Source organism: Pseudomonas sp. Pseusp88 (assembly GCF_047303955.1).
Classification (GTDB): domain Bacteria; phylum Pseudomonadota; class Gammaproteobacteria; order Pseudomonadales; family Pseudomonadaceae; genus Aquipseudomonas.
Genome location: NZ_JBGLYM010000017.1, coordinates 1 through 23,400 on the forward strand (window position 1 = coordinate 1; position 23,400 = coordinate 23,400).

Sequence of the window (23,400 nt, forward strand, 5' to 3'; positions counted from 1 at the left end):
TTCTACAGCGTTACAACCTGCTGTCAACCGCCTTTTTCACCGCTTCCGAATTCACCTTGAAAACCGAAACCCTTCCTTGCTGTTTACTTCGGTTAACTGCTTGATTCTCAAGAAGTTTTCCGTTTCGCCTGCGCCGGAAGTGGGGCGAATTATAGATAGATTCTGAGGGGCGTCAAGCAGTTATTTCAGAAAAGTTACAGACTGCGAGCTGCGAGCCTTGAGCGAGGCCGGAGCACCCATTATCTGCTCCTTGCTCACACCTCTTAACTGCTTTTGCGCACTATATTGCTCAAAACCCTATTCCCCATCATCATGAGTCCTTTCCTGCCCATGACGTGGATACCCCGCTTTAAATGAACAATCCCCGTAACAGCCTTGCCTCGACGCTATTCCCCGTAGGGCTGCTCATGATTGCCATGGCGTCGATTCAATCCGGCGCATCCTTGGCCAAGACGCTATTTCCTGTCGTGGGCGCCCAGGGCGCAACGACATTGCGCCTGTTCTTCGCCAGCCTGATCCTACTCGCCATCCTGCGCCCGTGGCGCGCACGCTTCACCGCGCGCTCCCTGCGCACCGTATTCATCTATGGCATAGCTCTGGGCGGGATGAACTTCCTCTTCTATATGTCATTGCGCAGCGTGCCTCTGGGTATTGCCGTCGCTCTGGAATTCACCGGACCACTGGTCGTAGCCCTGTACTCATCGCGCAAGGCTTTGGATTTCGTCTGGATCGCCCTTGCCGCCAGCGGCATCCTTCTATTGATACCCATGGGCCAGGCCAACGCCAATCTTGATCTGACGGGAGTAGCATACGCCCTGGGCGCCGGAGTCTTCTGGGGGGCCTATATCATCTACGGGCACAAGGCCGGAGCCGACAATGGCATTCAGACAGCAGCCCTCGGCGTTCTTATAGCAGCCTTGTTTATCGGACCGATCGGAGCCTTCCATGCAGGCTCTGCCTTACTCGACATCGGCCTGCTACCTGCGGCGCTCGGCGTGGCGATACTCTCTACAGCCCTGCCCTACAGCCTGGAGATGATTGCCCTGACGCGCATGTCCACCCGGACTTTCGGCATCCTGGCCAGTATCGAACCGGCGTTCGGTGCGATCTGTGGCCTGGTGTTCCTTCATGAGGAGCTGTCCCTGACCCAATGGTTGGCCATCGCTGCCATCATTCTGGCTTCAGCCGGAGCGACCCTGACGTCACGTCCCGATAGCCCCCAATTGGTGCCTGCCGACTGATCACTGTTTCACAAAGGCAATTGTGACTAGCATTTGTCTCGCGCTTGAGCCATGTTAAACCCCTGGCCGATCTCCAAGAGCCTTCCCGTCGTGGGAAATGCGTTGCAGCATTGAGCAGAACGAGAGTATTCAAGCTAGGTACTGGCCGCCCATGGCAGCCAGATTAAGGAAGGGAATGAAATACATCTTGATCGCGCTGACTATCCTGGCAGTTACGGGATGCGCAGCCACCTCAAAACCCGTCAAGCAGGGCAAGCGTGGTATCCATATCAACTGCTCGGGCCTTTCTTCCTCCTGGGACAAGTGCTACGAAATGGCGACCAATTCCTGTGAGTCGAGAAACTACAGGGTCATTGCCAAGTCGGGCGATGCCGTGGAAGATCCTGGCGACTACCCTTTCGGCATCAATCCCGCCGGCTATACCAGCCGCAGCATGATCATTCTGTGCAGAAAGCCTGAAAAGCCGGCACTCCAGCCCTGAACAAACCCAGGGCGCCGCAGCAAAGACTACGGCACCCCGGACCATCAGACCGCAGCAGTACGCAACTTCAACCAATCCAGTGCCGCCCCTTGTACCAGCGGGCTCAGACGCAGCCTGACCTGACTGTGATAGTCATTCAGCCAGGCACGCTCTTCAGTCGTCAGCAACGACAACTCAAGACAGCGTGTATCGATCGGACACAGGGTCAGGGTTTCAAACTTGAGAAACTCACCGAACTCGGTGCTGCCCGCCTCGCGGTTGATCGCCAGGTTCTCGATCCGCACGCCCCAGCGCCCCGGCCTGTAGGTCCCCGGCTCGATGGATGTGATCATCCCTGGCAGCATCGCTGTTTGCGGAGTCGCTGCCGCCTGATAGGCAATGACCTGCGGCCCTTCATGCACATTAAGGAAGTAACCGACGCCATGGCCGGTACCGTGGCCGTAGTTGACCCCTTCGGCCCAGATCGGCGCACGCGCGATCGCGTCCAGCAACGGCGAGAGAATCCCTCGTGGAAACTGCGCACGCGACAGTGCAATCACACCCTTGAGCACCCGCGTGCAGTCACGCTTCTGCTCCGTGCTCGGCGTACCGATCGGTACCATACGAGTGATATCAGTGGTGCCGCCCAGATACTGGCCGCCGGAATCGATCAGCAGCAGGCCATCACCCTCGATCTGGGCATGCTCCTGCTCGGTCGCCCGGTAGTGCGGCATCGCGCCATTACCGTTGAAACCAGCAATAGTGGCAAAGCTCGGACAGACATAACCGGGACGTCGCTCGCGGGCCTGGCCGAGTTTTTCATCAATGGTCAGCTCACTGACCGGCTCCCGACCCAGCGCCGAATCCAGCCAGGCGAAGAATTCGCACAGCGCTGCGCCATCCTGCTCCATCGCCTGACGAATGTGCTGGGTGTCGGCCTCGCTTTTCTGTGACTTGAACAGAGTCGTGGGATTGAGCCCTTCAACCAGACTCACTTCACTGTCCAGGTAATCCAGCAGACCACAGGTAACCCGGGCTGGATCGATCAGCAGACGAGCAGATCGCGGGACCGCACGCAGCGCCGCGCCGATCTGGGTGTACTCCAACAGGTTGATGCCATCCCGCTCCAGGCTCGAGCGCACCGTAGCATCCAGTTTGTTCGAGTCGACGAACAGACTGATGCTATGGGGGCCGATCAGGGCGAAAGCAATAAATACCGGGTTGTAGGAAACGTCAGCGCCACGCAGGTTAAACAGCCAGGCAATATCGTCCAAAGTCGCGATGAAATGCCAGTCAGCGCCTCGCTCGTCCATGGTTTCACGCAGGCGAGCAAGTTTTTCGGAGCGTTCGACCGTCGCCTGGGGCGGCAGGTGTTCGTAGATGGCCTTGGCCGGCAGACCCGGACGATCCGTCCATAGCTCGGTCAACAGGTCCAGGTCGGTACGCAAGCGAGCGCCGCGGTCATACAGCTTGCTCGCCAGTGTGCGCGATGAAGCCACCGCCAACACCGCACCGTCCACCGCCACGACGCTATCGGCGCTGGCCTGATCGGCCAGCCATTCCAATGGTCCCGCTTGTCCCGGTTGCAGTTTGACCAGTTCGATACCACTGCCCGACAGCTCTTTTTCGGCCTGCTCCCAGTAACGGCTGTCGGCCCACAGGCCGGCGAAGTCCTGGGTGACGATCAGCGTGCCGACCGAACCATGGAAACCGGACAGCCATTGCCGTCCCTGCCAGTAGCCTGGCAGGTATTCGGAAAGATGCGGGTCCGCCGAGGGCACCAGGTAAGCATCAATGTTTTCACGGCGCATCAAAGCACGGGTTTGCGCCAGGCGTTCGACGACCACTCCGTTGGTTTTCGGTTGCGTACTCATTGTTTCTCCTGCTGACCCGAAAAAAAGCGACAGCGGGAATAATGGAGCACCACTCAGGCCTGAGCAACCGCCCAGAACGCAGGTTGCACAATGGCGGCCCTGATCAGCCCTGCCGCATGGTCGATATCCTGCTCGCCAGTGAAGCGCCCGAAGCTCAGGCGAATGGTCTGCTGCGCCTCTCGCGCATCAAGCCCCAGGGCCAGCAAGACGTGGGAAGGGGTATTTTTTGCCGAGTTGCAGGCCGAGGTGGAGGAGAACGCCAGATCCCGCGCCAGCACCGCCAGATCCAGATCGCCGTGTTCGAAGGTCAGGCTCAAGGTGTGGGCGATACGCTCAGTCGCACTGCCGTTCAGGCGCAGGCCCGGAATATCGGCCAGTTGGGCAAGCAAACGATGGTTCAAGCGCTCGGTCCGGGCGATTTCTTCCTCTAACAGCTCACCCGCCAGGGCAAAGGCGGTGCCCATTCCGACAATCTGATGGGTTGCCAGCGTACCGGAGCGCAGGCCGCTTTCATGACCGCCACCGTGGATCTGTGCCAATACCCGGCGCTCGGCGCGCGGCCCGACATACAGGGCGCCGATGCCTTTGGGGCCATAGACCTTGTGCGCCGAGAAGGACATCAGGTCCACCGGCAGCGCCTGCAGATCAATCGCCACCTTGCCCGCTCCTTGCGCGGCATCAACATGGAACAATGCGCCATGGGCCCGTACCCGCGCGCCGATCCCGGCAATATCGTTCAGCGTGCCCAATTCGTTATTGACCAGCATCAGCGAAACCAGAAAGGTGTCCTCGCGCAAGGCCGCACTGACAGCCTCGGCACTGATCAGCCCATCGCTGTCCGGGGCCAGGAACGTCACCTCGAATCCGACGCCCTGCAACTGAGTGGCAGTATCGAGAATGGCCTTGTGTTCGATCTGGCTGGTAATGATATGACCGCCACGCTCAGCGCCTTGCCTTGTATAAACCTGGGCGACACCTTTGAGCGCCAGATTGTTCGACTCAGTAGCCCCGGAGGTCCAGATGATCCGGGCCGCGTCGGCCCCGACCAGTGCGGCCACTTGAGCGCGAGCCTCCTCCACCGTCGAGCGGGCACGCCGGCCAAAGGCATGGGAACTGGATGCGGGATTGCCAAAGTTACCTGTCGCTCCCAGACACCCCACCATGGCCTGAATGACCCGCTCGTCCACGGGTGTGGTGGCAGCGTAATCGAGGTACAGCGGACTCGTGGTCATGAGATTCACCTGAAGTGCGTCACCCGGTCTGCGGGTTGTCAGCGAATCGGCCCGATATGGCTACAGCCAACGAGCCGATATTTCGTAGGGGCTATCATGCACGCCTTCTAATAGATTAAAAAATTCTAATTTTGAATTTATATAGATCAAAAAAGAATAAAATAACAATGTACTGCGCCGATCATTTTTTCGATGGAAGCTTTTTCCCAAGCTATCGTTGTGCCTTCCCGTTAATGTTGCGGGTTACGGACAACTCTTGGCTTTCAAGGCAACAGGGATGATTTTCAACATGCGCGAGCCCGCTCCCTTTCGATTGCATATAGACGGCGTCAAGCAGGACTTGCGCGTGCTCTCGTTCAGCGGCACGGAAGCGATCAACGAGCCCTTTGCCTTCCACGTCGCTGTTACGTGCGCCCCGGATGTGCTGAATGTCGCCGATCTGCTCTATCAGAGCGCCTTTCTCCACCTTGCAGGACCCGGGCACGGCATTCACGGCCAGATCAGCAAGGCCGGCATGATCAGCGCGGTGGGTGAACCCAGCCATTACCTGGTAACCCTCAGCCCGCATCTGACCACTCTGGCGATGCCCCCACGCAAGCGCATCTTTACGCAGATGTCGGCACCGCAGGTGATCGGCCAGATATTGCAGGAGCAGGGCCTGGCGCCTTCGACCTACCTGTTTCAGCTCTCAGGCGACTACCCGCCGCGCGAGCACTGCGTGCAGTACGACGAATCGAACCTGCATTTCATTCATCGTCTGTGCGAAGAAGAAGGCCTGCACTACCGCTTCGAGCACAGCCGCAGCGGTCATCGCCAAGTGTTCAATGACAACCAGACCTTCCGCCGCATCCCCGCCCAGGATTTTGGCAAGATCGGGGCTGCGGCAGTGCAACGCTTCGAGCTCAAGGTCGAGGATGACGGCCGCGGTCAGGTCGCCAGCGCCATGGGGCAGAGCAACCAGCCTTATCTGGCCAGCGGCCATCTGATGCCGCTGCAAGGTCATGTCCGAGCGGAATGCAACAGCCTGTGGCTGCTGACCGAAATCGACCATCACTACCATCAGGACAACCCACCGGATCTCTATAACAGCCACTACAGCAATCATTTCCGTGCCTGTGCCTGGGATCGCAGCCTCACCTCACGACACAAATATCCCAAGCCGCGCATCCATGGGCTGCACTTGGCACGGGTGATTGACCACGACCCGACATCGGCCGAACGCATCAAGGTTCGCCTGGATTGGGATGCAGGGGAAAACGCCGTCTGCTGGGCATCGCTCTCCAGGAGCGCCGCCTGGAACAGGGCGTCCTTACCCGCAATGGGTAGCCAGCTCTATGTGTGTTTTGTAGAGGGTGACCCGGACCGTCCGTTGATTCGTACGCCGTGATTTATTAGTTGGCAAAATTCTTTAATAGCGAAAATCCGATAGTGCACCTGTATGCGACACGCATTCGGATTGACGCCTGCCTGCAATATTAAGGATCGATCATTTCTACAGGTCTTTTCGACTAACTTCTGGCGTTGGAAAGCCGCCTTCCGGCTTTTGTGCAATACGAAAGGACGAAATGTAAACGCGTCTGAAAAACGTCACTGCACCGCCCTAGTGCACGCGATGTTTTTTTGACTTACATTAAAATCAATTGGTTACGATCAGCCCAAAACCGCTTATCAAAAATTTAACAGAAAGTTGACGAAATAATTTGACAGAACAGGCGACGCCACCGATATATATGCGTGTCAGATCATTCTCAGCATGTGCAGCATTGCCACAGAGCGATGCGCGAGAATATCGAGCCAACACTGTCCTGCTCTGCCCACATGTTAGTTAATTGCAAGGTGCGTTCGCTGCGCCTGTGGCCGTCTGTTGATTAACCCTTTTTTGAGAAAATGCCGAGTTCATCCGGCATGGCGGTAGCGTTGCCGAAAAATGGCTGATCGACGAACACATTAGTTTGCACGAAGCCATGTATGCCCCGGCAATGATTGACTCGAAGTCCTGGCTGAAAGGATTTGGCGGTAGCGTGCCCAGACACGTCTACAAGCAGCAAAAAACGGACGTTTTAGGCCGCCGGCCTGTTCCCACCTGGCACACGGAGTGCGAAGCAGGATCAGGCGTGCCTAAAGGCGCACGTTCTCTCATCTGAATCGCCTGCGGCATGGACGAACACTCGCCAGCCCGCTCCCCCTCCGTTTTGCCATCCGGCCATGCAGTTCTCGCAACGACAGCGCGTAACGCACATGGAGGCTTCGATGATCAACGTGACCAAGACGTACTTGGGGGATATCGACAAGTTCAAAGGCTATGTCGAGGGGATCTACTCGCGCGGCTGGCTGACCAACCACGGGCCGTTGCTCGGTGAACTGGAGGCCCGGCTCAAGGATTATCTGGGCGTCAAACATATCATCCTGACCAACAACGGCACCCTGGCACTGCAAGTGGCCTACCGCGCCCTGGGCCTGACCGGCAGCGCGGTGACCACACCGTTCAGCTTCGTCGCCACCAGCAGCTCGCTGCAATGGGAAGGCATCCGCCCAGTATTCGCCGATATCGACCCCTGCACCTGGAACATTGACCCGCAGCAGATCGAGCGGCGAATCGAGTCCGACACCACGGCCATCGTCGGCACCCATGTGTTCGGCAACCCCTGCGCCGTGGAACGCATCGAGCAGATCGCGCGCAAGCACCGCCTCAAGGTCGTGTATGACGGTGCCCATGCCTTCGCTGTGCGCCACGCAGGGCAATCGGTGCTCAACTGGGGCGATATCAGCACCCTGAGTTTCCACGCCACCAAACTGTTCCACACCATCGAAGGCGGCGCGATCATCACCAACGATGACGAACTGGCCCGGCGTATCTACCTGCTGTGCAACTTCGGGATCGCCGACACCGACCGCATCGACGGCATCGGCATCAACGCCAAGCTCAATGAGTTCTCGGCAGCCATGGGCCTGTGCATTCTCGACGACATTGAGAATATCCTCGAAGAGCGCGCCGAAATCGCCCATCGCTACACCGCCAGGCTGGGCAATTACCTTGACCTGCAAAAGCCCCAGGACAACAGCCTGCTCAATCACAGCTACTACCCCGTGGGGCTGCGCAACGAGCAACAGCTGCTGCGCATACGCACCGTGCTCAACAGCCGGGGCATCAACCCGCGCCGCTACTTCTACCCATCGCTGGACACCCTGGAATACCTGCAACCGCAGACTCCTCAAAGCGAGTCTCGGAGCCTGAGCGAGCGAGTGCTGTGCCTGCCGATCTATCCTGGCCTGGCACGGGAAGATCAGGACCGGGTGATCCAGGCCCTGCTGGAAGAATGCAGCCTGACCAGGGCGTTCTATCAAAACCCAGTTCTGGCCCAGGTCATCTGATGGTCACTTCGCAGAAACGCTCGGTGGTGCGCAACACTGCGTTGAGCTATGCCGGCCAGGCCTACGCCATGCTGGTCGGTATTCTCATCATGCCCTTCTACCTCGGCCATCTCGGGGCGGAAGCCTATGGCCTGATCGGTTTCTTTGCAGTGATGCAGGCCTGGTTGCAACTGCTCGACGCAGGCCTGTCACCCAGTCTGGTCAGGGCCGTCGCCCACCAGCAGGGGTTGCCCCTCGATCAGCGCAACACCGGGCATTTGCTGCGTTCGTTCGAGTTGCTGTTCCTGCCGTTGGCCGGACTGTGCTGTGCCGCCATCGCTGCGGCCAGCCCATGGCTTGCCGAGCAGTGGCTCAAGGCCAAGACGCTGCCGACCCAGACGCTGGTCGACTGCATCAGTCTGATGGGTCTGATCATCGCCCTGCGCCTGTACGCGACGCTGTATAAAAGTGGCCTGCAAGGGCTGGAGCAGCATGCCTGGCTCAACGGCGCCAATGTAATCATTGCCACCCTGCGTTACTTCGGCGGCCTGCTGCTGGTGAGCCAGATATCCCAGCAACCTCGGGACTTTTTCCAGTTCCAGGTAGCCGTCGGTCTGCTGGAAGCGTTGATCTTCGCCGTGCGTGCCTATCAGCAGATGCCCGCGCCCTATGCCCTTAGCGGGTTCGCCTGGCAATTGGTCAAGCCGATCCTGCCGTTTGCCGCAAGCCTGTCCCTGACCAGCATTCTATGGATCGTCCTGACGCAGCTGGACAAGGTGCTGTTGTCCGAGCGCCTGCCCCTGGATCACTACGGTTATTTCGCCCTGGTCGCGCTGATCAGCACCGGCATCATGATGCTCAGCAACCCCTTGGTGCAGACCTTGCTGCCACGCCTGACGGTATTAATCGCCGAAGGCCGGCAAGAGGAAATGCAGCAGCTTTTTCTGTCCGCCAACCGTTTTGTCTGCACCCTGTTGATTCCACTGGCCGCACTGATCGCGGCCCACGGGCAAGCGGTGATCTACGCCTGGAGCGGCGATTTCGACGCCGCGCAATGGAGCCGCTCGATCCTGCCCTGGTACGCCCTGGGCAGCGTGATCATGGCCATCAGCGCCTTCCAGTTCTACCTGCAATACGCCTACGGAAGGATCCAGTTGCACGTCTGGTACAGCGTGGCTTCGGCCGTGATTACCGTGCCGGTGATGTTTTTCGCCATTGCTTATCAGGGTGCCTATGGCGCGGCCCTGGCCTGGTTCGCCTTGCGGGCACTGTCCTTCGCCATCTGGCCGAGCATCGTCCATCAGCGCCTGGCACCGGATGTCCAGGGGCCGTGGCTGCGCGACCTGCTGCGCATCAGCGCCATGAGCGCCATGGGCGTCACCTTGAGCGCTCCGCTGTTCAGCCTGATTGCCGACGACAGCCGCTTCGGTCTTCTGGCGGGCCTGGCGCTCAGCGGCCTGTTGACCCTGCTGTTGGTAATGGCCAGCGACCGGCCCTTGAGGACACGCCTTTACATTCTGTTTCGTAAACCGAGTACATGAGTCATGGATGAGTCAATAAAAAACCACATCAGTGCCATGTCGGGCGAGCCAATGCTCAGCATCATCTGCCCGACCTACAACCATGAAGCCTTCATCGCCAAGGCATTGGAGGGATTTCTGTCGCAACAGACCTCGTTCAGTTTCGAAATCCTGATCCATGACGATGCTTCTACCGACAACACTGCCGCCATCATCGCCCAGTACGCCGAGCGCTATCCGACGATAATCCGCGCCTTCTATCAGGAGGTGAACCAGTTCCGCCAGGGTATAAACCCCAATCCCGGCCTGTTCCTCAAGTCCCGCGGCCGTTACATCGCCTATTGCGAAGGTGACGATTACTGGACCGATCCGCGCAAGCTGCAACTGCAAGTGGACTTTCTCGAAAGCCATCCCGACTACGTGATCACCTATCACGACGCCGTGGCCTTCGATGACGATGGCCAGTACGGCGTTCAGCTCACCGGCGCGCTGCGTAGCGATGCCAGCGCCCTGCAATTGCAACGGGCCCGGGCCATATCCACCCTGACGGTATGTTTTCGCAACGTGATGAGCCCGCTACCCGCAGAGTTGCAGATGGCCGTCGCCCCTCTGGGCGACCTGTGCTGGTGGTCGCTGTTGGGCGCCCACGGCAAGGGCAAGTTCATGGCCGAGATCAAGCCGGCGGCCTATCGCGTTCATCCCGGCGGGATCTTCTCCATGCGCAGCAGCAAACAGAAGCTGCACATGACCTTGCAGACCTACTCCGGCCTGGCCTGCTACTACCGCCGCATGGGCAAGCAGGATCTTTACGAATACTTCCTGATCCAGGTGGTCTGCCTGGCGCTGGCAGCCCTGAGCCCCTGGCACAAGCTCAAGGCCCTGGCGCTGGTGCTGCGCAACTTCGGCACCAACCTGGGCAAACGCCTGCTGAGCATCAATGGCAAGCCCCATGTTCAGTAATGTTTTGCTGATCTGTGTCGGCAATATCTGCCGCAGCCCCATGGCCGCAGCACTGATGCGCCAACGCCTGCCCGACCGCAGCGTGCAGATCGCCTCGGCCGGTATCGCCGCCGTGCGCGGCGCGGGCATTGAATCATTGGCCCAGGCGGTGCTGAAACGCCATGGCGTACCGAGCGGCCCGCACAAGGCCCGCCAGGTCGACCGCCAGATGCTGCATGACGCCGGGCTGATCCTGGTGATGGAGCCGGACCAGTCGCAGTACATCCTCAAGCTGGCACCGGAAGTCCGTGGCAAGACCTTCCTGCTCGGTAAATGGCAGCACTCATTGGCCATCGCCGATCCGTACCGACGCCCGCAACTCGCCTTCGAACAGACCTTTGAGCAGCTCTCGCGATGCGTCGACGACTGGCTGCCTTATCTACCGTCAGGAGAAACAAGATAAATGACCGTCATGACTCGTTCTTCCCTGGACTATCACCAGGACTCCCGGATCGACCTGGCAACTATCTTGCGTACATTGTTTGATCACAAGGGCATGATTATCACCATCGTCACTCTGTTTGGCCTGGTCGGCCTGGCCTACGCCCTGCTCGCCACGCCGGTCTACCAGGCCAATGCGATGATCCAGATCGAACAGAAGAAAGTCGGTATCGCCGGCACCCCCGATATCAGCAGCAAACCCTTTTCTGTATCGCCGGCCACCACCGAAATCGAACTGATCAAGTCCCGCGCCGTACTCGGCAAGGTAGTGACCGACCTCAAGCTCAACATCGTGCAGGGCCCGAAATTCCTGCCGGTGGTCGGCCGCTATCTGTACCGCACTTTCAAGCCAGCCAAAGAAGGCGACTTCGGTCAGCCGCTGTTCGGCCTGACCGGCTATGCCTGGGGCGGCGAGCAAATCGATGTCTTCCAGCTGGACGTCCCCGAGAGCCTGCTGGGCCAGGAGCTGACCCTGGTGGCCGGCAAGCCCGGGCTGTTCACCCTCTATGATGAAGAACGCACGCCGTTGCTCAGCGGCACGATCAATCAGGTGGTCGAAGGCCATGGCGTAAAAATCCAGGTCGCCGCCCTCAAGGCCAGGCCCGGCACCGAGTTCCTGGTCAGCAAACTGCGCACTCTGAGTGCCTCCCTGGCCTACCAGGACCGCCTGAAAATCAGCGAAGTCGGCAAGGACTCCGGGATTGTCTACCTGGCCATCCAGGACCCCGATCCGGACAAGGCAAACCGGGTGCTCAACGAAGTCAGCCGCCTGTATGTAAGGCAGAACGTTGAACGCAGCTCTGCTGAGGCGGCTCAGCGCCTGGAATTTTTGCGCTCGCAATTGCCGGGTGTACGCAAGCAGCTCGAAGAGTCCGAGACGGCGCTGAACAATTTCCAGACCAGCGCCAAATCGGTGGACCTGAGCATCGAGACCAAGGCTGTGCTCGATCAGGTGGTGCATCTGGACTCGCTGCTTTCAGAACTCAAGCTCAAGCGCGTGGAAGTCGAGCGCTTGTATACCCCTGAACATCCGACCTACCGCGCCCTGATGACACAGATGGGCCAGCTCGAAAGCCAGAAACAAGGGCTGTTGAAGAAAATCGAAGCCCTGCCCGTGACCCAGCAGGAATTGCTGCGCCTGACCCGTGACATGCAGGTCACCAGCCAGACCTACACCCTGATGCTGAACAAAAGCCAGGAGCAGGACATCCTGCGCGCCGGCAGCATCGGCAACGTGCGGATCATCGACAACGCCGACGCCAACGTCGAGGTCCCTGTCAAACCGATGAAAAAGCTCATCGTCCTGGTGGCCCTGCTCCTCGGCACCGTAGTGGCCGTTGCCCTGGTATTCGTGCGTCAGGCCTTTTACCGCGGCGTGGAAAACCCCGAGCTGCTCGAACACAGCGGCATGCCGGTATATGCCTCGCTGCCCTATTCACGGCAGCAGGAACGCCTGGACAAAAACACCCAACACCGCTCGGCCCGGGAGTCGCGTCTGCTCAGCCTGTCAGCACCCACGGAGCTGGCCATCGAGTCCCTGCGCAGCCTGCGCACCAGCCTGCATTTCGCCATGCTCGAAGCACGCAATAACGTGCTGATGATCTCCAGCCCGTCACCGGGCGTCGGCAAGTCCTTCGTCTCCAGCAACCTGGCGGTCATCGTTGCCCAGACCGGCAAGCGCGTGCTGCTGATCGACGCTGATATGCGCAAGGGTTACCTGCAACGAGTATTCGGCCTGCAGCCCAAGCACGGCCTGTCCGACACCCTCGCCGCGCGGTTGAAATTCTCCGAGGTGATCAATCACACCGAAGTACGCAACCTGGATTTCATTTCCTGTGGCTTCGCCGCGCCCAATCCGTCGGAGCTGTTGATGCACGACAACTTCAACAAGCTGCTCAGCGAACTCTCGCCGCTCTATGACCTGGTACTGATCGACACTCCGCCGATCCTCGCCGTGACCGACGCCACCCTGGTCGGCCGCCAGGCCGGGACCTGCCTGCTGGTCACCCGCTTCGGCCTGAGCACGATCAAAGAAGTCGAAGCCTGCAAGCGCCGCCTGGGGCAGAACGGCGTATTGATCAAGGGCGCCATCTTCAACGGCGTGCTGCGCAAAGCCTCCACGGCCGACTACGACTGCGCCGCCTACGGCTACGACTACACACCTGTACGCAAATAACCCCCAACCTTCAGGCGCCCCCCCCAACATCCGTCAAGGAGCTACAAATGGCCAGGACCATTGCAATGATGCAGCCGTACCTGTTTCCCTACCTCGGCTATTTCCAGCTGATCGCCGCAGCCGATGTCTTCGTGCTCGGTGATGATCTGCAATACATCCGCTCCGGCTGGGTCAATCGCAATCGTATCCTGCAAAACGGCGAAGCGCGGCTACTGACTTTCCCGCTGAAAAAAGCCGGTTTCGAGCTGCCCATCGTGGCACGGCAACTGGTCGACCCGTTCACCAACGAAGCCGAGCGCCTGATCAACCTGATCACCCAGTGCTATCGCAAGGCCCCCTACTTCGCTCAGGTCATGCCGCTACTGGAACGCCTGATCCGCTTCCCCCAGCAGAATCTGGCGCTGTATACCGAACATACGATCCGCGAACTCTGCGCCTATCTGCATATCGTCACACCGATCCTGCGTGGCTCAGATCTGCGCCTCAACTCCTGCGAGGACAAGCAGGATCGAGTCGCCAATATCTGCCAAACCTTCTCCGCCACAATCTTCCTCAACCCTATCGGCGGCAGCGAGCTGTACAACCGTGACTATTTCGCCCGCCGTGGCCTGCTGGTGCGTTTCTTCCAGATGGACACGATTGTCTACCGCCAGCTCAAACAGGGCTTCGTGCCCAACCTGTCGATCATCGATGTGCTGATGTTCAACTGCGTCGAGCATGTGCAGGAGATGCTCCAGTGCTACCGGATAACGGACAGCCAGGATGTCCCCGGTGAGTTCTCCCCGAGACGGGTCGGCCCGAACGAGCCGACTTCCTGCGCGATGGCCACGGAGTGCCCCCAATGAATCAGTTCGACAGCCCCGCCCGCTGGTACCTGATCCAGACCAAACCGCGTCAGGAAGCCCGCGCAGAGGAACATCTGCAACGCCAGCAGTTCGAGTGCTACCGGCCGCTACGGCCCGATGCCGGGAAGAAGCGCACGACCAGCGAAGAAGCCCTGTTCCCCGGCTATCTGTTCATTCGCATGGATCAAGTGCACGACAACTGGTATCCGATCCGCTCCACCCGCGGGGTCTCGCGCATCGTCACCTTCGGCGGTCATCCGGTGCCGGTACAGGACGCCCTGATCGAACAGATCCGCCAGCGCCTGGCCATCCCCGCGCCGCACCACGAATTTCGTCAAGGCGAGGCGGTGCTGATCAAGGCCGGGGAACTGTGCGACATCGAAGCCATTTTCCTCACCCGCGATGGCGAGGAACGCGCAGTGATCCTGCTCAACCTGTTGCAACGCGAACAGAAAGTGATCCTGCCGATCAGCAGCCTGTCGCGGATGGAAGTCAGGGTTTGAGCGCTGAAGTTCACTTTTCAGAATTTTAGCGGGCGGCCTCCATGGGAGCCGATATGGGAGCGAATTCATCCGCGAAGTGGCGGGGGCATCCGCCGCATTTGTGTTGTGTTCAAACAGTCTTCGCGATCGCCCAACGTTCTCCCAAAGCTCGCTCCGGCAGCCCTGCTCCCTAACTATTGCGGAACCTCAGCATGCCCAACCTGACAACCCTGGTGACGCTCACCTATGGTGACCGTTTCAATTACCTGCATACGCTGATCAGTCGTTCGCTGGAAAGCCCGTTGATCGAGCGGGTGATCATCGTCAGCAATGCCTCGGTCGCGCCGCTGGAATCCCTGAGCCGCGCCTGGCCCGGGCAGATCAAGATCATTTACCTGCAACACAACAGCGGCTCGGCCAAGGGCTATTCCGTGGGAATTCAGGCTGCGCTGGATGCCGGTGCCGAACATATCTGGCTGATGGACGACGACAATGCGCCGACCATCCATGCGATCGCGATCCTGCATCAGCACTTGCACGAACGGCAACGTATAGACGGCCTGGACAAGGCCGCTGTGCTGGGCTTTCGGCCGACCCATCAGGCCGACATCGCTGCCGGGGTGCCCGAGCGCTTTGCCATTCAGCGGCGCTCCAGTTACTTCGGCTTTCACATCGCCCAGTTGCCCTACAAGATCTGGCGGCGCCTGCCCTGGGGCAAACCCCAGCGTACACACAAGATGGCGCCCATGGTCCAGTTGCCCTTCGCCACGTATGGCGGCCTGCTTGCCCATCGCAGCCTGTTCCATCAGATCGGGCTGCCTCTGGACGCACTGATGCTGTATGCCGACGACAGCGAATATACCTGGCGCATCACTGCCGGCGGTGGGCGCATCTTCCTGGTCCCTGAAGCCCTGCTCGACGATCTGGAAGACTCCTGGAACATCAAGGCCCGCACCGCCAACATCTACGAAACCTATCTGCTCGGCAGCTCCGACCTGCGCGCCTACTACGGTGCGCGTAACCAGGCCTGGTTCGACAAGAATATCTGGGCCCGATCCGAGCTGCTCTACCGCCTCAATCGCTGGGTATTCTTCCGCCTGCTGCGCCTGATCGCCCGGCGCCGTGGGGCGGAACAGCGCCTGATCCTGATCGAAAAAGCCATAGACGACGGCGAGTCCGGCCGCCTCGGCCTGAACAGGGCGTATCCACTATGAACATTCTGTTCCTCAGCAGTCTGTATACGCCCCATGTCGGCGGCGGCGCGGAGGTCATCCTGCAACGCACGGTAGAAGGCCTGGCCAGGCGCGATTGTCGGGTCAGCGTGCTGGTCACCGGGCCTGACCTGGGGTTGAGCGAAGAGTCGCTGAACCGGGTCAGGGTCTATCGCGCCGGGCTGCGCAACTTCTACTGGCACTACACCGACCGGCGCCCCGGCCGCCTGCTGCGTCTGGGCTGGCATCTGCGCGATCGCGACAACCAGGGCATGCGAGGGTATATCCGCGAGGTGATAGAACGGGTCAAACCGGACCTGGTGGTGTGCCATAACCTCACCGGCTGGTCGATCTCGGCCTGGGATGAAATCCGCGCCAGCGGTTTGCCCATCGTCCAGGTCCTGCATGATTACTACTTGCTCTGCCCGTCCAGCACCCTGTTCAAGAAGGGCCAGGCGTGCAAGAACCCGTGCGGGCTTTGCGGGCGCCTGCGCCAGGACCATGGGCGGCGTTCCGCACAGGTCGCGACCGTGATCGGGGTCAGTCGCTTCCTGCTGGATGCCTTACAGAGCCGGGGTTATTTCCATGGCGCCCACAGTGAAGTGGTGTACAACGCCAGCCCCTTCACTCCGGCACAACTCAAGGCACTGCCGCCGCCATCATCAAAGGCGCCATTGCGCTTCGGCTACATGGGCACGCTGTCAGGGGCCAAAGGGCTGGACTGGCTGATCGAGCAGTTCCAACAGCTGCCGTTCGATGCGACCCTGCAGATCGCCGGGCGCGGGCAAAGCGAAGACGAGCAGCGTTTCAAGGCCATGGTCAGTTCACCGCGCATCCAGTTCGTCGGCTACCAGACGCCCCAGGCCTTCTACGGCCAGATCGATGTGGCCGTCGTGCCCTCGCTGTGGAATGAGCCCTTCGGCATGGTTGCCGTGGAAGCCTGCGCCCATGGCGTGCCGGTGATCGCCAGCCGCATGGGCGGACTGCCGGAAATCATTCAGGACCAGCACAACGGTCTGCTGTGTAGCCCCGACGACCGCGACTCCCTGGGCGTGGCGATGCTCAAACTGCATCAGCAACCGGAACTGCTGGCCAGGCTCGCCCGCCAGGCCCGGGGCAGTGTCCTGGCCCTGCTGGACCTGGAGCGCATGCTCGACAGCTACCAGCGCATTTTCCGCCAGACCCTGGACCGCAACCGATTACCCCAGCCCTTGCCGCTTGCTTGAGAAACATCATGCCCAGGCCCCTGTTGATGCTGCTGCTCGTCAGTCTGTTCTACACCGCCTGCGCTCCGGCCGAAGAACCTTTCATTATTGGTGTCACCACCGACCTGATGAATAAAACGGCGTCACCGGCCAGGATCCTGCAATTGCTCGAAGATGCTGGCGTTGACTCGGTTCGCGACGATGCCTGGTGGTCTGTCGCCGAACCCCGGCGCGGCATGCTGCGTATCGACCCGGCCTGGCAGACGTATTTGAGCAAGGCGCGGGAGCACCGCCTGCGGCCTTTGCTTGTATTGGGCTATGGCAGCCCGTTCTATGACAACTATGCCAAGCCCCGGCAACCCGAAGTCCGGGAAGCCTTTGGCAATTACGTGAGTTTTGTCAGCCGCGAGCTGAGTGGCAATGTCGACTTCTATGAAATCTGGAACGAGTGGGACAAGGAAAATCCGGCGGCCGAGCAGTTCAGCCAGGACTACAGCCAACTGGTCGAAGACAGTGCTCGACGCATTCGCCAGCAGAAAAAGCCGCAGACCATTCTTGCCGGTGCCGTGACCAGTCAGGGCCTGGACCTGGGTTTCGCCGACCGTCTGATCGAGACCGGGGTGCTGCAGCATGTCGATGGCCTGTCCCTGCACCCGTTCGTGTATTGCCGCCACGATGAACGCCGCACGCCGGAGCGCTGGATGGGCTGGCTACGCTGGATCGACAGCGATCTGCGCACGCTGGCCGCGCGCCCCGTGCCGCTGTACCTGAGCCGGATGGGCTGGCCCAGCAACAACGGCAAATGCGGACTGAGCGAACAGACCCAGGCCGCGTACCTGGCGCGCAGCTTTTTCCTTGCCCAGACCCTGCCGGATATCAAGGGTTTGTGGTGGGCCGATCTGTTGGATGGCAACGACCGACGCGACCCGCAACAGAACCTCGGCCTGTTCAAAGAAGACCTGACACCCAAACCGGCCTACCTGACCCTCAAGGCAATCAGCCCGACGCTGCATGAGTACCGCTACGACCCGGAAAAAAGCCGCGAGCTGGACGGTAACTATCTGCTGCGTTTCGCCAAGGGCACCGATCAGGTGCTGGTGGCCTGGACCAGCGTTGCCAGCAACACCATCCGGGTCGATGCCAGCAGCATGCAGCGCGGCAATGTGCAACTGATCGACAGCAGTCAACCGCTCAAGGGCCGGTTCGACAGCGGCATCGCCTGGCAATGCAACGACGGCCGCTGCAGCGCCCAGATCGGCCTTGATGGCTTCCCCAAGATCATCAGCCTGGGCAGCAAGCCGCCGTTGTTTGCCCAGTGATCTGCCGCCCCTTGGAGCGTGGCTTGCCCGCGAAATGGACGATGCGACGTATCAGGCAAAACGCGTTGAGGCCTTCGCGGGCAAGCCTCGCTCCAACCAGCACGTTTCCATTCTATTATTTGCAGGACGCACCCGATGATCGTAATCAATGCCCGTTTTCTCACCCAGGAACTGCGGGGAGTCCAGCGTTTCGCCGAACAGATCTGCCTGGCGCTCAAGGCGTTGCGTGACGATCTGATCTTTGTCGCGCCCCACGACATCAAGATGCACGACAGTGCTCGCCTGCTGGACGTGCAGTGCATCGGCCACAACCGCGGCCATCTGTGGGAGCAGTTGGACCTGCCGTTTTACCTGCTGCGCCACGGCAGCCCGCTGCTGGTATCTCTGGGCAGCATTGCGCCGATGTTTTATCGCAACCAGTTGGCGACGCACCATGACATCAACTACGTGCGCTACCCGCAGAGTTATTCCCGGGGTTTTCGTACGCTCTATCGACTGATGATGCCCGTTCTCCTGTCACGCCTGCGTGCACTGCTCACCGTCAGCAGCTTCTCCCGTGGCGAAATCGCCGGGCATTACGGCTTTCCCGAACAACGCATCTTCGTTGTGCCCAATGCCGTCAGCGCGGCCTTTCAACCCGGCCCGCCACTCAATGCCCGACAGCACTTCCTGCTGGCAGTGTCGTCGCCCAGTGCGCACAAGAACTTCAATCGCATGATCCAGGCCTTCCTGACCCTGCGCGGCTATCCCGACCTGCAATTGCATATCGTCGGCGCTGCCAGCGAAATCCACTCCGACCCGGAACTGCAACGCCTGGCTTGTCGCGATCCACGTATCCGTTTTCTCGGTCGTCTCAACGATGCCGAGCTGATTCAGCAATACCAGAACGCCACGGCGTTCGTCTTTCCGTCCCTGTACGAAGGCTTCGGCATTCCGCCCCTGGAAGCCCAGGCCTGCGGTTGCCCGGTGCTGGCCGCCAATGCGGCGTCAATTCCCGAAGTGCTGCAAGCCAGTGCCCTGTATTTCGACCCACTGGACATCGGTCATATGGCCATGGCCATGCAGCGCATCCTCGAGGATCTGCCCTTGCGCCAAGCCCTGCGGCGACGCGGCTTCAATAACGTCTCGCGGTTTTCCTGGGAAGAATCGGCCCGGCGTGTGTCGCTGCGTATCGACACCCTGCTCGCCGGACACACTGCGACAGTCCCCCCAGCCAGCCCCGAGGCGCGTCCATGAAACGTCTCGCCTATCTCGATGCCTTGCGTGGCATCGCCGCATTGCTGGTGGTGTTCACCCATAGCCTGCCGCTGATGTATCCGGGGCATATCTGGTTGTTCGACGTACTGTTCGATCCGGGCAAGCTGGGGGTGCTGTGGTTCTTCATGATCAGCGGCGTGGTCATCCCTTACAGCCTGCGCCCCGGCCCCGATGGCGCGCGACACTTTGTAGTGTCGCGGTTCATGCGCCTGTATCCTGCGTACTGGCTGTCCTTGCTGGCCTGGCTGGCCATGCTGCGCCTGACCGGCGGCCCGCTGCCGCCATGGACGCAGATCGTGGCGAACCTGAGCATGGTCCAGGCTGCCCTGGGTTTCGAGGATGTGATCGGCCTGTACTGGACCCTGTTTATCGAACTGGTGTTCTACGCCCTGTGCCTGCTGCTGTTTCTCAGTGGTCGCCTGTATGAGCTGCGGGTACGCCGCCACTTCGCCCTCGCCGCACTGGCGGTGGCGCTGGTCATGGCGGCGGCCAGGGCGATCAGTGACAGCAAACTGCCGGTGGCCCTGCCTCTGGCGCTGTCGCTGATGTTCAGCGGCTCGATCTGGCGTCAGTGGCTGCTGGCAGAGCACAGCGCAGAACTGGCGCGCAGTCTGCGCCACCTATTGCTCGGCTATACCCTGCTGCTGCCGCCGACCCTGATCCTCGGTTACAACACCGACATGGGCACCGGCGAAAGCTGGGGACGCTACCTGTTTACCTACGTCCTGGCCCTGTCCAGCTTCCTCCTGCTGACTCAAAAATGGCGCCTGAATCATCCCCTGCTGGTCTGGCTTGGCGGCATCAGTTACTCCCTGTACCTGCTGCATCCAAGCCTGCTGTTGCTCAGCCAATACCTGTTCGGAGCGGGCGCGCTGGCGGCGCTATCGACCCTGATCCTCAGCCTCGGCGCCGCCCATCTGTGCTTTCGCTACCTGGAAACCCCGTTCATCCAACTCGGCCAACGCCTTAACCAACGCCACGCCAAGACGCACGCCGCACGCGCCTGAAGTAGAGCCGGGCCAACCGCAGAGAACGCCCATGAAAATTGCTATCGTCCACGACTGGCTGGTGACCTATGCCGGCGCCGAGCGCGTGCTCGCCAGCCTGCTCAATATCTGGCCGCAAGCCGACCTGTTCAGTGTCATCGACTTTCTCAGCGAGCAAGACCGCGCCCACTTGGGCGGCAAGGTGGCCAAGACCACCTTTATCCAGCGCCTGCCCAAGGCCAAGACTCACTACCAGCGCTACCTGCCGCTGATGCCTCTGGCCATCGAGCAACTGGACCTGTCCGGCTACGACCTGATCATCAGCAGCAGCCATGCCGTGGCCAAGGGCGTGCTCAGTGGACCCGACCAACTGCATATCAGCTACGTGCACTCGCCCATCCGCTACGCCTGGGACCTGCAGCACCAGTACCTCAATGAAGCGGGGCTGAGCCGCGGCCTCAAGGGCAGCCTGGCGCGGATGATTCTGCATTACATGCGCCTGTGGGATCAGCGCACCTCGGCCGGGGTTGACGACTTTGTGGTCAATTCACGCTTCATCGGCGCACGGGTGGCCAAGGCTTACCGACGTGAATCGACGGTGATCTATCCGCCGGTCGACACCCGTGGTTTCAGCCTGCAAGAGCACAAGCAGGACTACTACTTCACCGCCTCGCGCATGGTCCCCTACAAGCGCATGCCGATGATCGTCGAAGCCTTTGCGGCCATGCCGGACAAGCGTCTGATCGTGATCGGCGACGGCCCGGAAATGGCCAGGATCCAGGCCCTGTGCCCAACCAATGTGACGCTGATGGGCTATCAGCCCTATGCCGTACTGGTCGAGCACATGCGCAACGCCAAGGCCTTTGTCTTCGCCGCCGAGGAGGACTTCGGCATCAGCCCGGTGGAAGCCCAGGCCTGCGGCACGCCGGTGATTGCCTTCGGCAAGGGCGGGGTGCTGGAGACCGTCTGCGGTCTGGATCATCCGCAGCCGACCGGCGTGTTCTACGAGCAACAGACCGCCGCGGCACTGATCGCCGCCGTCAGCGAGTTTGAAAACGCCCAGGGGCGCATCAGCGCTCAGGCCTGTCGCAGCAATGCCGAGCGATTTTCCGGCGAACGCTTCGAGGAACAAATGAGGAATTTCGTCGAGAGCCGCCTGGCCGCAGCACGCCTGGCCCGCAGCCCTGCGCATTACCGCATGCCCCAGGCGACACCCATCGTCGTCGGCAGCGACCTGCCTGCGCGTGTTGTCCCGATCAAGCCCGTCTAAGCGAGCAACGTCCATGCGTACCCCCATTCGCGGCATTCTGCATGCCCACCAATCTGCCCTGTCGATCGCTCATCGTCTGCTTGATCTTGCGGTCATCGTTTCGGTCGGCTACTGGCTCAACCGCCAGGGCCCAACGTCCAGCGACAGCGAAGCCTGGATGCAGATCCTCCTGGCCGTGCTGGTCTTCCACTGGCTCAGCGAGCTGCATCAGTTATATGGCTCATGGCGTGGCGAACGCATCCTGCGCGAGCTGGTCAAGGTCTCCAACTACTGGGCGCTGACCTTCGTCATCCTGCTCTCGGCAGATTACCTGCTGCTGCGTCGGGGCGATCTGCCCAGCAACGACCAGATGACCTGGTTCGCCAGTGTCCTGGCAGTGCTCTGCGGCTACCGCCTGCTGATCCGCAGCGTGCTCCACGGCATGCGCCGACGCGGCTTCAACACTCGGCGCATAGCCATTGTCGGCACCGGTCAGGTCGGCGCCCGGCTGGCCCTGTCCATCTCCAGCGCGCCGTGGATGGGCCTGAACCTGCTCGGCTTCTATGATGCACAACCGAAGCAAATGGACCTCACCGACAGCGGCCGCCGCATCCCGGTACTGGGTGATCTGCAGCAACTGATCGAGGATGCCCGCGCCGGCAAGATCGACAAGATCTATATCACCCTCGACCTCAGCGGCCACCCGCAATTGCCGCAGTTGATCGAGGGGCTGAGCGACACCACCGCGTCGGTGTACCTGATCCCGGACGTGTTCATGTTCGAGCTGTTGCATGCACGCAGCGAAAGCATCAATGGCCTGACCAGCATCAGCATTTTTGACTCGCCCATGGACGGCGCCTGGAGCATCGTCAAGCGCCTGGAAGATATCCTGCTGGCGAGCCTGATCCTGCTGTTGATCGCTGTCCCCATGTTGCTGATCGCCCTGGCGATCAAGCTCACCTCACGGGGGCCGGTGCTGTTTCGCCAGCGCCGCTACGGTCTGGACGGGCGGGCGATCATGGTCTGGAAATTCCGCAGCATGACCGTGCAGGAAAACGGCGATGTGATCCGCCAGGCCACCCGCAACGACGCGCGCATCACGCCCCTGGGCGCCTTCTTGCGGCGTACCTCCCTGGATGAGCTGCCGCAATTCTTCAACGTGCTGCGCGGTGACATGTCCATCGTCGGCCCGCGCCCCCACGCCGTCGCGCACAACGAGCAATACCGCCGCCAGGTCAGCGGCTACATGCTGCGCCACAAGGTCAAGCCGGGCATCACCGGCTGGGCGCAGATCAACGGCTGGCGCGGCGAAACCGACACCCTGGACAAGATGCGCAAGCGGATCGAGTTCGATCTGCAATACATCGAGCAATGGTCGGTGTGGCTCGATCTGAAAATCATCCTGTTGACGCTGTTCAAAGGCTTTCTCAACAAGAACGCGTTTTAAGTCCCCTCCCCTCAACGACTACCCACCCCGGCATACAGACCGGAGGGAGGTGCGTGCACGCCTGATAACCCTGTTCGGTGTTTGTAAAGGAAGCAATGAAATCAC

19 protein-coding genes are annotated in these 23,400 nt (G+C 60.4%); 17 read left to right on the forward strand and 2 right to left on the reverse strand.

Annotated features, from left to right (window positions below; translation table 11 throughout):
• Positions 1–353 precede the first annotated feature (353 nt).
• On the forward strand, positions 354–1,241 hold the full coding sequence (gene rhtA, locus ACCD02_RS19920) for a threonine/homoserine exporter RhtA (RefSeq protein ID WP_413305444.1): 888 nt from the start codon (positions 354–356) through the stop codon (positions 1,239–1,241).
• Positions 1,242–1,416: 175 nt separating this feature from the next.
• Complete coding sequence (locus tag ACCD02_RS19925) at positions 1,417–1,722, forward strand: hypothetical protein (RefSeq protein WP_413305447.1); 306 nt, start codon at positions 1,417–1,419, stop codon at positions 1,720–1,722.
• Between the two features lie 44 nt (positions 1,723–1,766).
• Here ACCD02_RS19925 and ACCD02_RS19930 read toward each other — a convergent pair whose 3' ends face one another.
• Both ACCD02_RS19930 and ACCD02_RS19935 read right to left on the reverse strand, forming a co-directional pair.
• Positions 1,767–3,575: an aminopeptidase P family protein gene (locus ACCD02_RS19930; protein ID WP_413305449.1), complete on the reverse strand. Its 1,809-nt coding sequence runs from the start codon at positions 3,573–3,575 to the stop codon at positions 1,767–1,769.
• Positions 3,576–3,628: 53 nt separating this feature from the next.
• Positions 3,629–4,807, reverse strand: coding sequence for an aminotransferase class V-fold PLP-dependent enzyme (locus ACCD02_RS19935; RefSeq protein ID WP_413305452.1), 1,179 nt, complete (start codon positions 4,805–4,807; stop codon positions 3,629–3,631).
• 289 nt (positions 4,808–5,096) lie between these two features.
• Here ACCD02_RS19935 and ACCD02_RS19940 point away from each other — a divergent pair, with 289 nt between their 5' ends.
• The 15 genes from ACCD02_RS19940 to ACCD02_RS20010 all read left to right on the forward strand — a co-directional run bounded on the left by ACCD02_RS19940 (position 5,097) and on the right by ACCD02_RS20010 (position 23,295).
• Positions 5,097–6,194 carry a contractile injection system protein, VgrG/Pvc8 family gene (locus tag ACCD02_RS19940; RefSeq protein ID WP_413305455.1) on the forward strand — a complete coding sequence of 366 codons (1,098 nt, stop codon included), beginning with the start codon at positions 5,097–5,099 and terminating at the stop codon, positions 6,192–6,194.
• An 863-nt stretch (positions 6,195–7,057) separates the two neighbouring features.
• Positions 7,058–8,179, forward strand: coding sequence for a DegT/DnrJ/EryC1/StrS family aminotransferase (locus tag ACCD02_RS19945; protein WP_413305457.1), 1,122 nt, complete (start codon positions 7,058–7,060; stop codon positions 8,177–8,179).
• Positions 8,179–9,699 carry a lipopolysaccharide biosynthesis protein gene (locus tag ACCD02_RS19950; RefSeq protein WP_413305460.1) on the forward strand — a complete coding sequence of 507 codons (1,521 nt, stop codon included), beginning with the start codon at positions 8,179–8,181 and terminating at the stop codon, positions 9,697–9,699. Before ACCD02_RS19945 ends, ACCD02_RS19950 begins: the two co-directional genes overlap by 1 nt.
• A 3-nt stretch (positions 9,700–9,702) precedes the next feature.
• The gene (locus ACCD02_RS19955) at positions 9,703–10,638 is read left to right on the forward strand and encodes a glycosyltransferase family 2 protein (protein WP_413305462.1); all 936 of its coding nucleotides are present in this window, start codon (positions 9,703–9,705) and stop codon (positions 10,636–10,638) included.
• Complete coding sequence (locus ACCD02_RS19960) at positions 10,628–11,080, forward strand: low molecular weight protein-tyrosine-phosphatase (protein ID WP_413305465.1); 453 nt, start codon at positions 10,628–10,630, stop codon at positions 11,078–11,080. Before ACCD02_RS19955 ends, ACCD02_RS19960 begins: the two co-directional genes overlap by 11 nt.
• Positions 11,081–13,294: a polysaccharide biosynthesis tyrosine autokinase gene (locus ACCD02_RS19965; protein ID WP_413305468.1), complete on the forward strand. Its 2,214-nt coding sequence runs from the start codon at positions 11,081–11,083 to the stop codon at positions 13,292–13,294.
• A 47-nt stretch (positions 13,295–13,341) separates the two neighbouring features.
• Complete coding sequence (locus ACCD02_RS19970; RefSeq protein WP_413305470.1) at positions 13,342–14,139, forward strand: WbqC family protein; 798 nt, start codon at positions 13,342–13,344, stop codon at positions 14,137–14,139.
• On the forward strand, positions 14,136–14,642 hold the full coding sequence (gene rfaH, locus ACCD02_RS19975) for a transcription/translation regulatory transformer protein RfaH (protein WP_413305473.1): 507 nt from the start codon (positions 14,136–14,138) through the stop codon (positions 14,640–14,642). Before ACCD02_RS19970 ends, rfaH begins: the two co-directional genes overlap by 4 nt.
• A gap of 191 nt (positions 14,643–14,833) precedes the next feature.
• Complete coding sequence (locus tag ACCD02_RS19980; RefSeq protein WP_413305475.1) at positions 14,834–15,835, forward strand: glycosyltransferase; 1,002 nt, start codon at positions 14,834–14,836, stop codon at positions 15,833–15,835.
• Positions 15,832–17,058, forward strand: a complete 1,227-nt coding sequence (locus tag ACCD02_RS19985; RefSeq protein WP_413305477.1) for a glycosyltransferase family 4 protein — start codon at positions 15,832–15,834, stop codon at positions 17,056–17,058. The genes ACCD02_RS19980 and ACCD02_RS19985 overlap by 4 nt, the downstream gene beginning before the upstream one ends.
• A gap of 8 nt (positions 17,059–17,066) precedes the next feature.
• Positions 17,067–18,356, forward strand: a complete 1,290-nt coding sequence (locus tag ACCD02_RS19990; RefSeq protein ID WP_413305480.1) for a hypothetical protein — start codon at positions 17,067–17,069, stop codon at positions 18,354–18,356.
• A gap of 135 nt (positions 18,357–18,491) precedes the next feature.
• Positions 18,492–19,592, forward strand: coding sequence for a glycosyltransferase family 4 protein (locus ACCD02_RS19995; protein ID WP_413305483.1), 1,101 nt, complete (start codon positions 18,492–18,494; stop codon positions 19,590–19,592).
• Complete coding sequence (locus ACCD02_RS20000) at positions 19,589–20,620, forward strand: acyltransferase family protein (RefSeq protein WP_413305486.1); 1,032 nt, start codon at positions 19,589–19,591, stop codon at positions 20,618–20,620. The genes ACCD02_RS19995 and ACCD02_RS20000 overlap by 4 nt, the downstream gene beginning before the upstream one ends.
• Before the next feature lie 31 nt (positions 20,621–20,651).
• Positions 20,652–21,869 carry a glycosyltransferase family 4 protein gene (locus ACCD02_RS20005; protein ID WP_413305489.1) on the forward strand — a complete coding sequence of 406 codons (1,218 nt, stop codon included), beginning with the start codon at positions 20,652–20,654 and terminating at the stop codon, positions 21,867–21,869.
• Between the two features lie 13 nt (positions 21,870–21,882).
• Positions 21,883–23,295, forward strand: a complete 1,413-nt coding sequence (locus tag ACCD02_RS20010) for an undecaprenyl-phosphate glucose phosphotransferase (protein WP_413305491.1) — start codon at positions 21,883–21,885, stop codon at positions 23,293–23,295.
• Positions 23,296–23,400 lie beyond the last annotated feature (105 nt).